Genomic DNA, 14,923 nt, shown 5'->3' on the forward strand with positions numbered 1-14,923 from the left:
TATGAAAACGCTCATGTTAATAATCAGTCTGTTTGCCGCTACAATGGCGCAGGCACAGGTCTCCAAATTGGATCAAATATTCGAGCAATATAAGGAGCAAAAAGGAGTCACATCGATTAAAATTGGCAAGCCCATGTTCAAGATGCTCAACAAAATGAATATCGGTGATGCAGATATAGAGGCCGTCCGCCCCCTTTTAAGCAAGGTAAATTCAATCAAAATGTTGGTATTCGAAGATGCCGGTTCAGCAATTCAGGGCGAAGTTGCTTCCGCCATTGGCAATCTAAAATATGAAGAATTGCTGGTGATAAATTCAGATGGAGATAAGATCACCTTCCTCGCTGAAAAGGTAGATGGCGATTTTCTAGACAATCTTCTATTAAGTATAAACTCCGATGAAGAAACTATTTTTATGATTCTAGACGGATCGTTAAAATATGATGACATCAATGCGTTAGTAAACAACAATTAATATAAACCTAAAATATTAAAATTATGAAACGTCTTATTGGAATTATTTGTGTGGCAGTCCTCTTAATCAGCATGCAAAGCTGCGTTGTGAAAAGAGGAGCAAACATGGACTTTGCAAGAAAATCAGATTTCTCAAAAAACGCTGAGATCGTCTCCATCAACGTACCGGGTATTCTTATGAAAAGTTTTATCCGCGGAGAAATAAAAGAGTTAAAAGAAGATGATCCCGCACTAGCTCTCGCTGTTAAGAAAATCAAAAAAATTAAATTAATGGCCGTATCAGGAGACGGTGGCAGTAACCTTTTTGAGAAGTTCAACACCTACCTTGTCGACAATAATTTTGAGGAACTGATGAGTATCTATAGCGATGGCGCTAAAATATCGATTAATACTAAAACTAAAGGAGACAAAATAAAGACCATTCTTTTAGGTATCACGGATGAGGATGACCATGTCTTCGTTGACCTGAAATCTAACATAGATATGAATGAATTGAACACATTGATTGAACACTATCAGGAAACTAAAAAAGGACAATAAACACTACAGCCAAAAATAGGCGTAGATCGTTAATATAGAAACCCAAACATCCATATTGGAATTGCACGGCCAGACTGTTGGACAATATTATCCGTAACAAGCCGTGCATTCTCTATACTTTGTATCTGTTGGGGTGTTTTATGTTTACCGCCGACTTCGAAGGTGAATTGTCCGTCAGAAATCTAAATTAGTTCGGTCAAGCAAAACGCCTGATAAATCCATTAATTCTTCGATTATTGCACTTTTAAAAGTGCAATACACAAAAGAAAATGCACTTTTAAAAGTGCAGAAAAGCGTATTTCCATACACTCCATTCAAATGGGAAAGTCAACAAGATATTCTTTTGGTTTATTAATAAATTAATAATACTGGGTTAATGATCGAGTAAACGCCGATCCATAGTTTTGCCAAAACAAACTAATTAACCGCATGAGAATACCTCTACTACTACTTTTAATTTTTTCTTGCTGCATTTCCTTCGCCCAAACCACTGTTTTGAAAGGAAAAATTATGGATAGCAATGACAGTTTTTCCTTACCAGGAGCGGCCCTTCGAATTGAAGAAGGTAATAAATACACTGTATCCGATGCCAACGGGAATTTTGAATTTCTAAACCTGCCTGACGGCACCTACACATTAAGCATTGATTATTTAGGATACAAACATTACTCTGCGGCAATTAAAACAACAGCCGAAGTGCTGGAGATTTATTTGGAGCCGGCAAGCAATGCCATCGATGAAATTCAGGTTATCGGCGACATCGCTAAAGGACAAGCCAGAGCCTTGAATCAACAGAAGAACAACAGTAATATTTCCAATATTATTTCCTCTGACCAGGTGGGCCGGTTCCCTGACCAAAATATTGGTGACGCCTTAAAACGTGTTCCTGGTATTACCATGCAGAATGACCAAGGTGAAGCAAGAAATATCATCGTCCGCGGACTATCCCCAGAGTTGAATTCAGTCACCCTAAACGGTGACCGTATCCCCTCAGCAGAGGGCGACAACAGGAACGTCCAGATGGACTTAATCCCATCTGATATGATTTCATCCATCGAGGTAAACAAAACGTTGACTCCAGACATGGATGCCGATGCTATCGGTGGGAGCGTAAATCTTGTGACACGTGCTGCGCCTAATAAGCAACGGATTTCCGCCACGCTAGCTGGCGGATATGCTCCAGTCAGAGAAAAGGTAATTTACAATGGTTCCTTCATTTACGGTAACCGGTTTATGGGCAACAAAATGGGACTAGTGCTTAGTGGAACGATGCAGACAAATGACTTTGGATCGAATAATATTGAGGCCGAATGGGACCAAGATGAGGGTGATGTTTTCTTAAAAGAGCTGCAGATCCGTAAGTACGATGTCACCCGCGTTCGTAGAAGTGTTTCTGCAGCTTGGGACTACGACATCAACAGCAAACATCGGATCGCGTTGAATGCAATGCACAATTGGCGTGACGACCGAGAGAATCGGTTTGCAACAACATTCTCCGACTTAGAATATGACCCTGATACAAAAACATACACGGGTGAAATTGAACGTGAAACTAAAGGAGGTATCGATAACAACCGCAACAAAGGACGTCGTCTAGAACGTCAGTCCGTTATGAACTTCTCGATGCAGGGGGAGCATCTGCTGCTACCTACGTTAGACATGGACTGGGCGGCATCGTATTCTCGTGCGTCGGAATGGCGGCCTAATGAGCGGTATATTTCTTATGTCCACGAAGGTGCTTCGTTAAATGTTGACGCCGCAGACACCTACCTGCCTTTTGTCAGTACCTCAGGCAGCGATCTTTCGGCCTTTGAGTTGAAAGAGATTACAGAAAATGAGAACAACACACATGAAGATGAATTCGGAGCGAAATTGAATTTCCGAATCCCTTTATCTGTAATCGATGGTCAGAAAGGTAGAATTCGTTTTGGCGGTCGCCTGCGAACGAAAACCAAAGAAAGAGAAAATAATTTCTTTGAATACAGTCCTTTAACCGGATTTGATAACATGGCGGAGTTACCATTACAGACCTGGGACGCCAAAAATTGGGACCAGGGCGCGAAATACGCTGCCGGTTCGTTTGTCGATAAAAACTATCTGGGCGGCTTAAACCTAACGGATAAATCGAAGTTCGAAGAAGAGGCGAATCCAAAAGAATACCTTTCACAAAACTACCGTGCTAAAGAGCAGATTTTCGCCGGATATGTTCGCTGGGATCAAAATATTACCGAACACACGGCATTGATTCTAGGTGCTCGAATAGAACATACTAAAATTGACTACACGGGTAACAATGTTGTTGATGAAGAGGAACTAGCCGGGGAAATCAATAACAAAAACAACTATACCAATATTCTCCCGGGGATTACTTTAAAACACAATTTTTCAGAGAACTTGGTCCTTCGTGCTGCTGTAACAACCAGTCTAGCCAGACCGAATTACTACGCACTTGCTCCATACGTAAATTCAAACATTGGAGATAAAGAGCTGTTTGCTGGTAACCCAAACCTGAAAGCTACCTACTCCACAAATTACGACATCATGCTGGAGCGATACTTCCAGAACGTAGGTATCCTGTCCGCAGGTGCATTCTATAAGAGACTAAAGAACTTCATCTATATGTACAACGATCGGAGTTTTTCGACAGACCGCTTCAACGAGGTCTTCCCGACGCTGACAAACCCTATTCAGGAAGGCGAGACATGGGACTTTGCACAGTATAGAAATGGAGATAATGTTGATGTATACGGTTTCGAAGTAGCGATCCAACGGCAGCTAGATTTCCTCCCAGGACAATTCCTGCAAGGATTCTCTGTACTTGCCAATTACACCTTCACCGAATCCAAAGCAAAAGGTATTGCGGGCGAAGACGGTGTGTTACGTGAAGGACTTGGTCTTCCTAGGACAGCCCCCCATATGTTGAATGGTTCATTATCATGGGAGAACAACAAGTTTTCAGCACGCATCTCTGCCAACTACACCGCGGCCTACCTGGATGAAATTGGTGATGATGCTTTCACGGACGCTTATTATGATAAACAGTTCTTCTTGGACGCTAATGCATCGTACAAAATCACAAAAATGCTTCGTATTTTTGCTGAAGCCAACAACTTAACTAACCAACCACTGCGTTATTACCAGGGAGAAGTACAGCATATGCGTCAATTAGAATATTATAAACCACGTTATACCTTAGGTCTTAAGTTCGACCTGTAACCAAACAAACCATGAAAAAACAGTTCATTATATTTAGTCTATCAGTAGCGCTTCTCTCTTCTTGCGGAAATAAGTACGCAACCGTTGCGGATAATGCCTTAAAGCCCACTGTTATTACCGAAGTAGTTCCTAACGATACCGATGATCCAGCTATTTGGGTAAACCCAAATGATAGCACTGATGTGATGGTCATCGGTACAGATAAGCATGAAAAAACAGGCGGCCTTTATGCTTACGATATGGAGGGAAAAATACTTAACAAAGTAATCCCTTTGGACCGTCCAAACAATGTCGATATCGCTTACGGATTTGATTTGGACGGCGAGAAGACGGATATCGCTGTTGTTACGGAGCGTGGCACCGATAAAATCAGGGTGTTTAGCCTGCCCGACTTAGCTCCACTCGATAACGGAGGGATCCCCGTATTTGAAGGGGAAACAGAAAAGTCTCCCATGGGTATTGCTTTATATACACGGGCCGATACTTCAGGCAATAAAATCTATGCAGTTGTAGGACGGAAAACAGGGCCTAGCGGGACATACCTTTTCCAATACGAACTTCAAGATAAGGACGGTGTCGTAGTCGGTACCAAGGTACGTGAATTCGGAAATTTTAATGGCGGCAAGGAAATAGAAGCTATTGCGATCGACAACGAGTTAGGTTACATTTACTATTCCGACGAAGGCTTCGGTATTCATAAGTATTATGCTGACCCATCCAAGGGAAATGAGGAGCTAGCAATCTTTGGACAAAAAGATTTCAAAGAAGACCACGAAGGGATAGCTATTTATAAAGCCTCTGACAGCACGGGGTACATTGTAGCATCTAATCAACAAAATAACTCATTCAACATCTACCCTAGAGAAGGAGATACAGAAAGCGCAAATCAACATACGCTTATGGCGGAGGTTCCTGTATCCGCTATTGAATGCGATGGAGCAGATGCAATCGCCATGCCTATCGGGTCGAAATTCCCTAAAGGAATGCTAATCGCAATGAGTAACGGGATGGTATTCCACTATTACGATTGGCAAATATTTCAAGATATAATCGACGGGAAATAAAGGTTTAAATTTAGCTTTAGTAAACTGAATGCCTCAAAAGCTAGTAGCATTTTTAGGTATTTTTATGGGTTAGCCATGTGTTCGCGACGGGAATTACATACCAAATAGCTAAATTGACCAATATGTAGATCATGGGAATGAATATATAGAATGTTCTCTGCGTGGCACTTTTTTGTAATTTTGTTACTGATGAGAAGCGGCGGTTATTTACCATAAACTTCAGATCCTCTTTTTATATTTAGTCATAAAAATGACGGGAGTTCCTGTTCCTTATGAAGGTTATTGGCTCAAATGATTAAGTATTACGCAATAATTCGCATGTTAAAATTTAGTTTATTTCCTTAAAGTTAATCACGATTCCCGGAACAGCATCTACACTATTTTTACCTAACAACTGAAAATACTTTTAGCGGGTCTCATCGCGAAATTGACGAGAAAAAAGATTGAGTAAAATCACCTTCTCAAAGTAGTATGTTATTTTGGATATTCAAGACAACCCAGTATACAGACTATCTCTAATAAACTATTGACGAGAACATCACGAGCCATAATCTTTTTGAAATATTTTATTTTATTTTATATATTCATTCAAATATTAATTATTTTCGAGTGAATATATATTATTGTTAATAATTATTTTTATGCTCGAGTACCTAAGCTATTATAACTAATCTATTTATGAGGTTATTGACGAAGTCTTTCCATATTAAAAGGCAAGCAGCACTCATTCTGATTCTACTTTTACTTTCAACATATGGACATATGTTTGTTGTTCCCTACCCTTATCAAAATACTTATTTTAATTACTTATGTTCTGGATTAATTCTATTGACTCTCCTTGGGGCCTCATTTCTAATGCGACAAAAAACGTTGAAATGGACTACCATTGACACTATCATTTGTTTATACTACTTTTACATCCTTGCCAACTCTCTAGTTATTGGAATTGAGCCGACCGAACACTGGAAGTCAACGCTTTTATTTAGCGCCTTTTTTATCATCAAATTTATTAGGGATTATATAGATACAGATATGTTTTTCCGCTCGTTACTTCTTGTAACGTTGTTTTATATCGTCCAATTAGCTTACATAGAGTGGCAAATCCCTTCACTTAATTACAACAAATTTGGAGCGTTTCAAAATCAAACCTCCCTTGCTTTGTATTTATCGTTAGTATTCCCGTTTAACGTTTATGTCCTGCGGAAAACAGTACTAAAATATTTATTTATTTTGGTTGTTTGTCCTATCATACTTTACTATTCTAGAACAGCATTTTTAGGACTTTGCGTGTCCATAAGTTTAACGTATTTTGATAAGAAATATGACAAAAGCACCCTAATTCTGAGTATAGTATCTTTAGGAATAATTCTAGCGCTTATTAATATTCAATCAATTTTCGGAAGATTTCTTATTTGGAAAATTGGGATATACTCCTTAAGTTTTCAAGACCTGGTTTTGGGCAGAGGTAGCGGTTTCGTTTTTAATCATTTCTTATCCCTACAAGCGGCATACTTTTCCGTAGAACGGCCACTCTCAGAACAACTAATCGCAGGGCAAGTCCATACTGTTCTTAATGAATTTTTGAGAATTTTTATCGAAAATGGAATTGTGGGATTGTCGTTGTTTGTATATGGTCTCATTATGATTCACGGTAAAATTCAAGCCCTTTTAAAATATCGAAAAGCTTACGTTATGTTTTTTTGCACCTTCGTTCTTATATCCTTTTCATCATACCCCCTGTCATCGATGACAATTTGCATGCTTTTAGTTATTTTAATATCTACCTGTTACCAATACGAGGTTAAACAAGTTAAGCAGTATAAATTATTGACGTTGAAAATGTGTTTGTTGATTTTAACTTCTACTTTACTAATACACGTCACATGCATCCAAGTTGCCTTGGGCAAATGGTCTAGGTTAATGAAAAGTCGTTATAATAAATACAATGAGATCGCATTTATTGAAAAAGCTAACATACTCCTCGAAACTTTGGATTCGTTTCCCATTATCCTAAACGAATACTCCCGAGTACTTTTTAGTATGGGAATGTTTAGAGAAGCGTTAGAAAAAAGTCTCGAATCCGATAGTCAAATGACGGTTTTATCAACAAATTTAATGACTGCCTTATTATATGAGAAAATAGGAGATGACGAGCGCGCAGAAACCTACTATTTAAGAAGTATTCAAATGGCACCAAAAGTTCTGTCCTCCAAATTACTGTTATTTAACTTCTATAGGGAATCTGGCGACGTGCAACAATCCTTAGAAATGGCAAAAGCTATTAGAGACTACCCTGTAAAAGTAAAATCCTCAGAATCTGAGCAAATTAAACTATACATTTCTGATTATTTATCTAACACCTTAAAAAATGAAAAACTACTTTAGAGGACTTTTTCTCTGCACAATATTGGCATTGCTTTCTATTTCCTGTGAAAAGGATACGTCGAGGGAGCTACAGCCTTGGCCGTCGGATTATCTTGAATTAACTCGAGCATGGTACCGCGAAAATGGTAACCTAGTCTCAGATTCACGTTCAGGTATCGATCCACAACAATTTATAATTTCTTGGGATGAACACGGATATATTTTTAACAGGGACGGAGACTCCGTAATATATATCCCAATTAAGAGTGAAAACGATTCCTTTTACCGCGAAATTAATCTAGTGAAAAATGAATTTGGGGAACCATTTGGCGTGATTAAAGAATATGTTGGCAATCCGTCAATTGAGAACACGCTATTAAACATATACAGTGGATCCGGTTTTTTATTAGAGCGAGCGAAATATAACTACAAATCTGGACGAATGCAGTACATCTTGGCCAAAAAGCATAGCGCAGATATTTTGGCAAATATTAAGAACAAAATTTCATGCAGTGGATGTACTGGTAGCTTTGCAGACGGATATGAAATTGAAGAGGTTGTGGTGACAGGTTATACAAACGGAAACAATTATGACGATCAATACAATAGTGCTCCCGAAATACCTAGTATACCTGGTGTTTCGGGAGGCGGAGGGGGGAATGGTTCTGCTTCAAGCAGCGCTGCCGCGATTTCAGAGTTAAAAAACAAGCTTTTTAATAAACCCTTTGCTCTGATTGCTGATATTCCTTGTGAATTAATAAAGGAATGGGTACAGACAGCAAAGCACAGGCCGCATCAGCAACAAATAGATAAATTGAAAACTATTAAAGCGACGCCAAATATTGTACCCTGGTTAAATGATCCCATCATTGCTCGTGTCCAAGCGATTGAAGACGCTTATAGTACGGTAGTTAACATGGACTATTTCCCGGTTACAATCGATCAGCTACCCATTATAAATGGTGTTCGTCAAACACCTGAGCAAATGTTAAATTATATACGAAAAAATTTAAACGATTTCGTAGATACGAATCGATCCAAATTTACGCCTTATCAATATTATGGTATTGACGACGTTAGCCTTTGGAATTCTTCCAATCCGATAAATGCAGTTATCGGGATTGATATTGGAGGCTGGTTACCAGATAATGGTGCGGTTATCGTATCGAATTATACTCCCACCTCTTGGACATTCACAACGGTTAACGATCCAAAATTTAATGATCATCCAGTTAGCGGCAACCGCGACTTTGGATATCAACGTAACGCTGATGGTTCTTTCACTTTTTATACACGAGGCGTTGATCGGCTCACAAACTACGATGCTTCGTGGATACAAGACAGTGAACTTTTACAATTTATGATGGGAGGAAGTCCGTTTGGGCAAGCAGATGCGTTGTGGAGATCCTTCCAAGATAAAATATCTAACTTTGTTAATAAAAACAAAGGAAAAGCTAAAATCGACATGGAACAAATCCATAGACCCGATTGGGAACTTTTGGAGAAAATAATCAAGGGTAAAGCATCTTTAATTTTGCTCTCCAATGATTGTTAGTTTTTGTCAAATAATATTTTAGTCAATACGTAAATCTTAATACAGGATATGAAGAAAAAGATTATTGTAAATCTAATCCTCGCTTTTATTGTAATTCCGGTTTTATCATTATATCAGTATTTTGATAATATCGTCTTTGGAAACTATACAATACAGGATGCGGAATATAGTAGCCTCTCTGTGTATTTATCAAAATTACTTCATCAGATGGGATTTCCGATGTCTAGTCTGTTGTTCCTGTTCTGTGTGTTAATGCCATTTGAATTGGTTAAAAGGTTTTTTATTTCCGGTATTAAAAAGCACTATTTTATTATAACCACAATATGTCTGCTGTCTATAATACTCTTATGGCTCGTGGTTTGGGGAGGGCCGAGGGTATTTGCTCCAAGTTCATTATCCGTAACGGTGCTGGTATCGTTTTTTTTAAACGGTTTTATTTATCTATTTTCTGAAAGGAAGAGTAGAACTAAAGTCATTTAAAGAAATATAATTACGGTGTGAGCAATCATTCAATGAAATCTTCGGTTACCACGAGGAAGGCTGCCAGCTCAGAATCGGAGTTGGCAGAACCAATATGTTTAAAATACCCTTTAGCGTCATATGTTGATAGGGCGGATACACTAAGCCTTTTTATAAGAAGTACAAAAGTGCAGAGAATCCGTTAATGCTTCTTGTTGCCAATTTCGTTTCATTCCAAGCGCATTAAGATCTACATTGGGATGTCGTAGAAATAGATCTTCTAATCTCGCTATAAAGTTTTTTCAGGACAAACTATATGCTTCGGTTTATTAATAAATTAATAATACTGTGTTAACGACCGAGTAAACGCCTATCAATAGTCTTGCCAAAATAAATACGATATTCCCGGAAATCAGTGCATTCAGAATTGGTCGCGAAAATATTATAAATTAGCCTACTGGAGATCACATTAACTTAGCGACCTTCTGAACGATTAGAAAAATCATTTTTTACTAAATCACTTTTCTTATTACCAAAATATCGTTAGGAGGAAATTGGAATTAAAACAGGTTGTTTGGGCGAGCTTTCGTCCCAAACAACCCATCTATCTAAAAAATTCAAACTACTATAAAGGAAGATTTTCAAAATCAATGTTGGGTGCCGCAGCTGTATTATCAAAATTGAATTTAGTATTCGGGGCAACGATTTCACTAAAGAACCCTCCATTTTTCAGGAAGAAACCTGTTTGGTTTGCTCCCCCCGAGGCATCGATTCTTTGGTTTGCTCGATACGTATTATCGACCGTAAAATTGGCTTCCGCAATTTTCTTCCACTGCCCGTTACTTGTAATCACCCATTGATTTTTATAATTGGCTGTTCTTGCCAATGCTCCTTTTTCTGGATTAAAATTTTCAAGGAAACTATGAAACCCAGTTAAGTATTTATCCGTTTTAGGTCTCTTAAAACTTGCTATTAATTTCCAATTATCTTCCTCAGGAGAATAGAACCATGCGGTAAAATCTGTCTTTCCATTCCCGTCAGGTTGACCTTTTAAAAGGAATTTATAGGTATTACCTGCCTTCCAATTATATTTAAGATAACTTTGTCCACCAGAACCTTCATTTCCGAATTCACCCGTATAAACTCCCGGTCCTTTTTTATTTAAAATAATTTTTTCATCTTCAGGAATCGCATTTGGATCATCAGTAGAATACGGACTCCAAACAGAAAATAGGATTCTTCTTTCCGATTCACTGTTCACCTGAAAACCAAAATAACCCTCACTAAATCCATTTGCCATAAAATAAGATCCAATTGGATCTGAACCTTCGGGAACCTCCACCTCGGAATAATAGTAACTTACATCTTCAGTAGTTGGAATGGTATAACCTAAGTGACAAGATGGACCCCTTCTTGCCCAATAGTAATATTCAGGGTCATTGCTATAAATCACGCCTTCATTAATTGCATTTCCCGTAACAGAATAACTTTCCACATCACCAAAGTACCCGCCAGATTTATTTACTCCTTGAAGATCAATTTTAATATAGCCGGCCTGCACATCAAAATCACCAATGGGATATTCCTTAAGGTCTGCACCAGAAAGCTCTACTGTGCGACGCTCACCGTTAATTGAAATTTGCACCTGACTTGTATTACCGGAAGGAAGGACCTTGGCTTTAAGTCCAAGATTTAATTTCCCATCTTTATTAACTCGAATATAAGTACTCGTAACTGTATTCTCGTTGTTCCAATTTGCTAATCCATTCTTTGTAATTATTTCAGAAAATGTTCCGCTCTCTGATGAGAGGAAAGCATTCCCTGCTAAGGGAAGCTTATAAATTGTATCTAAAGACTCTTCTTCTTTTGAAGATTCAATTTGGAAGTCTTGAGAACAGGATGTAAAGCTGATAAATCCAAGTACTGTTACAAGTAAAATTTTATTTGATAAATTTTTAAATTTCATAAGGGTCTATTTTAAGGATTATTTAAATCTAGCGATACCAATTCTCATTTTAAAGTATTTAGCAAAAGCAAACGTTTGTCTAAAATTTTAATGCACGAATACTTATCATTATATGATGTAGGTTTCATGATCGGATACCCATACCGCTAACAGATGACATGGTGAAAAAGACCTTATACAGAAAATTCGGCTTGTATTAATATTAGCCACAAAAACATTAAGTCCTCCTTGAAGAAGCAATGAACCTTAGCAGCCTTTTGTTGACGGGATCAAATCGGATATTAAATACACAAATTAATGTCTCACTAAAATAGGGCTGTATAATCATGATACAGCCCCATTACGTTTTTTAACACTATATTTTATTCAACCAAAATAATAACAACATTGCCAACTGGCAAAAAACAGAATATTTAGAAAAGAACATAAAAAAGGGATCGTACCATTTTATTTTTGATACGAACCCACGACATCTACATTATTTTTGCTGTGCTAGAAAAGCAACAAGTGAAGCAAATTCTTCCACAGTTAGGGAATTTCCTAATCCTGCTGGCATCATCGAGTTAGGCATTTCTTTTCGGGAGGCAATATTGTTCTTTTTTATGGTTGTCACCGAACCAGCAATATCTCTTAATACAACGCTAGCTGCAGTTTCTTGGGTCACGAATCCCATATAACTCTTTTTATCTTTTGTACTAATCAGCACCGTTGCAAAGCCCTGAGAAATAGAAGCATTCGGTCTCAAAATAGATTCTGCAATTTGTTCACGATTCATAATCGCTCCAACCTGGCCCATGAATGGTCCTTTCATCGGCTCATTTTTGCTAATGCTATGACAGGCAACACAGCCTTGTTTAGCAAAAAGCGCCTTACCTTTAGTCGGATTACCTTTTATTTTGCTTACCGCTAATAAAACATCCTCTATGGAGGTTTTTCCGACCTGTCCTTTTTGATTCTTAATTTTCTCCAAATCTACTTTTTTCTCTGGTACTTGTTTTGCAACCACTTCTTTCTTTACCACGTTGAAAGCCGCAATTTCCATACGGAATTTATCATTCAAACGAGCAAAAAATGGTTGCTTTGTTGCCCCTGCTTTTAACGCTTGTGCTGTTAAGAATTTTTCTATGACAGGCGATGACTCCCAATCGATGCCTTTATAGTATGGTCCGTGAGAATCAGGACGAGTACCCCACCACCATGAGGCGTCATAGGCCGTTTCCTTTTTATATAAGCGCGCTAAAGTAACCAAGATTTTATCCTTCAATTTTTGATCCTTAGTTTTCCCATAAGCCGTTATTAACCCCTCAACGGCTATCGGGTCATGCATATAACGCAGGGCCCACAACGCCAAATCAGGACTTTCTGTCCCTAAGAAACCTATACTCGCATTTACTGCGTTTAAACGAACTAAAGCTTGCACAGCCAAATGCGCTGGAATAATTTCTGCATTTGGTTTATCATGTGGACCTTCAGTACCTTTGACCGGGGCAACAAACGAAGCGGGCACAGGTGTTTGTAACAAAGCATTGGCAACTTCGACACGTCCAAGCCGGCCTAAGGCCACTATTGAAGCCGTTTGGACGCGCACGGATGGATCTTTCAATCCCGCAATAAACGGATCAACTGGAACCTTTTCTAATCTACCTTTACGATCAGCCAGTGCACGCAAAGCAAATTCACGCAGTTGATCTTCTTTTACAAGGTCGAGTAAGGCGGGAATCGCTTTTTCTTTTGCCACCTGTGCATACGTATAGACTGCGGCAACACGCGTGCTTAAAGGTAAATCCTTGTTCTTTGCCAAACTCAAAACAGTAGCAGCTGCTTCATCAGCCGGTCTGGAAAGTAGCTCCTGAGAAGCATACAACCTAGTTGTTGCGCTAGCCGATTTTAATAAGTCAGCCAATTCAGAAACTGATGCCTTTTTAATATCAGGGAACGCGGCGTAGGTCCATCCCTTAGGAACGACCCTTACGACATACCCTTTATCTGGATTACCTGAATAACCAGCCCCATCCCAAGCTGATAAATATAACCTGCCCGAACCATCCACGTCCAAATCCGTAATTTGCGGTAACTTAATAAACTCTTCTTCTTTTTGCGTAAAGCTTGGTCCATCTGGAAGCACATGATGCAAGTAAAGGAAACTTCTCCCCCAGTCGGCCATCATGGGCACCTTATTATATTTCGCAGGCCAAGTACCCTCGTCCATATAAAGTGAACCGGTGCCCGATCCTCCGCCTAGCATCGCTAACGCTGGAATGATTTCTTCCGTAAAATTCTGGAATAATAAAGGATATCCATACTCACCCGACTGAATCTGATGGGAGAAACGGATGTCCCAACCACCACCGTCATTGGTATTATCTCTTGTAAAAATATTCATAAAAGGATCGATAGCAACATCATAAATATTACGTAACCCATGCGTATAGACCTCTAGTTCTGTCCCATCTGGGCGAACGCGTAGAATGCCACCACCGTACATGGACAGTCTTTTTCCATCCGTGCCTTTAGCATCATGAAATCCAAAATCACCTACCGCAATGTAGACCCAACCGTCGATTCCCATGCGAATGCCATTGGTTGCGTGGTCAGTTCCCCTTTCCTGGATGTATTTGGCATTGCTCAATCCAACCACCAGCGATTTGGGGGACCCATCGGCGATACCATCTTGATCCTTATCTTCAAACACAACTAAGTCCATACCTGTCGCTATGCCTGTTGTCGCATCGAAAGTAGTATGTAAGACAAAAACCTGATCACCTAAGATAAAAATACCGCGCGGATTGTCTACTCGCGCAAAATCAGTATGTTTATCCATTTTACCGTCGTTATCCAAATCAACAAATCGTCGGATAAACCCCTTGCCCATATCTTTCCCTAACGAACCTATCATATCCACCCCCACAAATACTTCGCCTGTCGGTGCTACCGCTAAACAAGCCGGGCTTGGTGTTAGATCTGGCCCTGTAAAGGATGTCATCAACAAGTCTTCCGGTGCGCCAGATACGGTATCCAAACTATCTTGCAGCATTGCTACAGTATCAACATAGGCAAGTGTGGTTATTCTTGCTGATGATTTGGGGTTTTCGGCCGTTTGGGTCAAGCCCAACAATAGTGGGAAGAGGATTAAGTTTAATGTTTTTTTCATAGGTATAGTAGGTATTTGTAGAATAGATAACAGATCCTTTTATCAGAGTAGTATCTATTTATACAGCTTATATATTATAATTGTTATTCTCTAGTTGTTTTCATTTTCGGTTTAGAGGCAGCTAGTCAAAAATGTGG

The 14,923-nt window shown here is 39.1% G+C and carries 9 protein-coding genes; 7 read left to right on the forward strand and 2 right to left on the reverse strand.

Annotation, left to right across the window (positions count from 1 at the left end; all coding sequences use genetic code 11):
* Position 1 precedes the first annotated feature (1 nt).
* The 7 genes from HP439_RS02825 to HP439_RS02855 all read left to right on the forward strand — a co-directional run bounded on the left by HP439_RS02825 (position 2) and on the right by HP439_RS02855 (position 9,690).
* Positions 2–472 carry a DUF4252 domain-containing protein gene (locus HP439_RS02825; RefSeq protein WP_172388833.1) on the forward strand — a complete coding sequence of 157 codons (471 nt, stop codon included), beginning with the start codon at positions 2–4 and terminating at the stop codon, positions 470–472.
* A 23-nt stretch (positions 473–495) separates the two neighbouring features.
* Complete coding sequence (locus HP439_RS02830) at positions 496–1,011, forward strand: DUF4252 domain-containing protein (protein ID WP_172388834.1); 516 nt, start codon at positions 496–498, stop codon at positions 1,009–1,011.
* 429 nt (positions 1,012–1,440) lie between these two features.
* Positions 1,441–4,227 (forward strand): TonB-dependent receptor, encoded by a 2,787-nt coding sequence (locus HP439_RS02835; RefSeq protein WP_172388835.1) that lies wholly within the window; start codon positions 1,441–1,443, stop codon positions 4,225–4,227.
* Between the two features lie 11 nt (positions 4,228–4,238).
* Positions 4,239–5,291: a phytase gene (locus tag HP439_RS02840; protein ID WP_172388836.1), complete on the forward strand. Its 1,053-nt coding sequence runs from the start codon at positions 4,239–4,241 to the stop codon at positions 5,289–5,291.
* Positions 5,292–7,211: 1,920 nt separating this feature from the next.
* Entirely contained in the window at positions 7,212–7,676 is a 465-nt protein-coding gene (locus tag HP439_RS02845) for a tetratricopeptide repeat protein (RefSeq protein ID WP_172388837.1), read from the forward strand.
* A complete protein-coding gene (locus HP439_RS02850) occupies positions 7,660–9,210 on the forward strand; it encodes a hypothetical protein (protein ID WP_172388838.1) in 1,551 nt (516 codons plus the stop codon). Before HP439_RS02845 ends, HP439_RS02850 begins: the two co-directional genes overlap by 17 nt.
* 48 nt (positions 9,211–9,258) lie before the next feature.
* Positions 9,259–9,690: a hypothetical protein gene (locus HP439_RS02855; protein ID WP_172388839.1), complete on the forward strand. Its 432-nt coding sequence runs from the start codon at positions 9,259–9,261 to the stop codon at positions 9,688–9,690.
* 604 nt (positions 9,691–10,294) lie between these two features.
* Here HP439_RS02855 and HP439_RS02860 read toward each other — a convergent pair.
* Both HP439_RS02860 and HP439_RS02865 read right to left on the reverse strand, forming a co-directional pair.
* Positions 10,295–11,635, reverse strand: a complete 1,341-nt coding sequence (locus tag HP439_RS02860; RefSeq protein ID WP_172388840.1) for a DUF3472 domain-containing protein — start codon at positions 11,633–11,635, stop codon at positions 10,295–10,297.
* Positions 11,636–12,113: 478 nt separating this feature from the next.
* Positions 12,114–14,786 carry a DUF7133 domain-containing protein gene (locus HP439_RS02865; protein ID WP_172388841.1) on the reverse strand — a complete coding sequence of 891 codons (2,673 nt, stop codon included), beginning with the start codon at positions 14,784–14,786 and terminating at the stop codon, positions 12,114–12,116.
* Positions 14,787–14,923: the final 137 nt, after the last annotated feature.

It is taken from the genome of Sphingobacterium shayense, from assembly GCF_013179575.1.
Taxonomy (GTDB): Bacteria; Bacteroidota; Bacteroidia; order Sphingobacteriales; family Sphingobacteriaceae; genus Sphingobacterium; species Sphingobacterium shayense.

Excerpts from the sequence above, each read along its gene's own strand:
- HP439_RS02825 (WP_172388833.1), top strand. The coding sequence starts at position 2 with ATGAAAACGCTCATGTTAATAATCAGTCTGTTTGCCGCTACAATGGCG.
- HP439_RS02830 (WP_172388834.1), top strand. The coding sequence starts at position 496 with ATGAAACGTCTTATTGGAATTATTTGTGTGGCAGTCCTCTTAATCAGC.
- HP439_RS02835 (WP_172388835.1), top strand. The coding sequence starts at position 1,441 with ATGAGAATACCTCTACTACTACTTTTAATTTTTTCTTGCTGCATTTCC.
- HP439_RS02840 (WP_172388836.1), top strand. The coding sequence starts at position 4,239 with ATGAAAAAACAGTTCATTATATTTAGTCTATCAGTAGCGCTTCTCTCT.
- HP439_RS02845 (WP_172388837.1), top strand. The coding sequence starts at position 7,212 with ATGAAAAGTCGTTATAATAAATACAATGAGATCGCATTTATTGAAAAA.
- HP439_RS02850 (WP_172388838.1), top strand. The coding sequence starts at position 7,660 with ATGAAAAACTACTTTAGAGGACTTTTTCTCTGCACAATATTGGCATTG.
- HP439_RS02855 (WP_172388839.1), top strand. The coding sequence starts at position 9,259 with ATGAAGAAAAAGATTATTGTAAATCTAATCCTCGCTTTTATTGTAATT.
- HP439_RS02860 (WP_172388840.1), bottom strand. The coding sequence starts at position 11,635 with ATGAAATTTAAAAATTTATCAAATAAAATTTTACTTGTAACAGTACTT.
- HP439_RS02865 (WP_172388841.1), bottom strand. The coding sequence starts at position 14,786 with ATGAAAAAAACATTAAACTTAATCCTCTTCCCACTATTGTTGGGCTTG.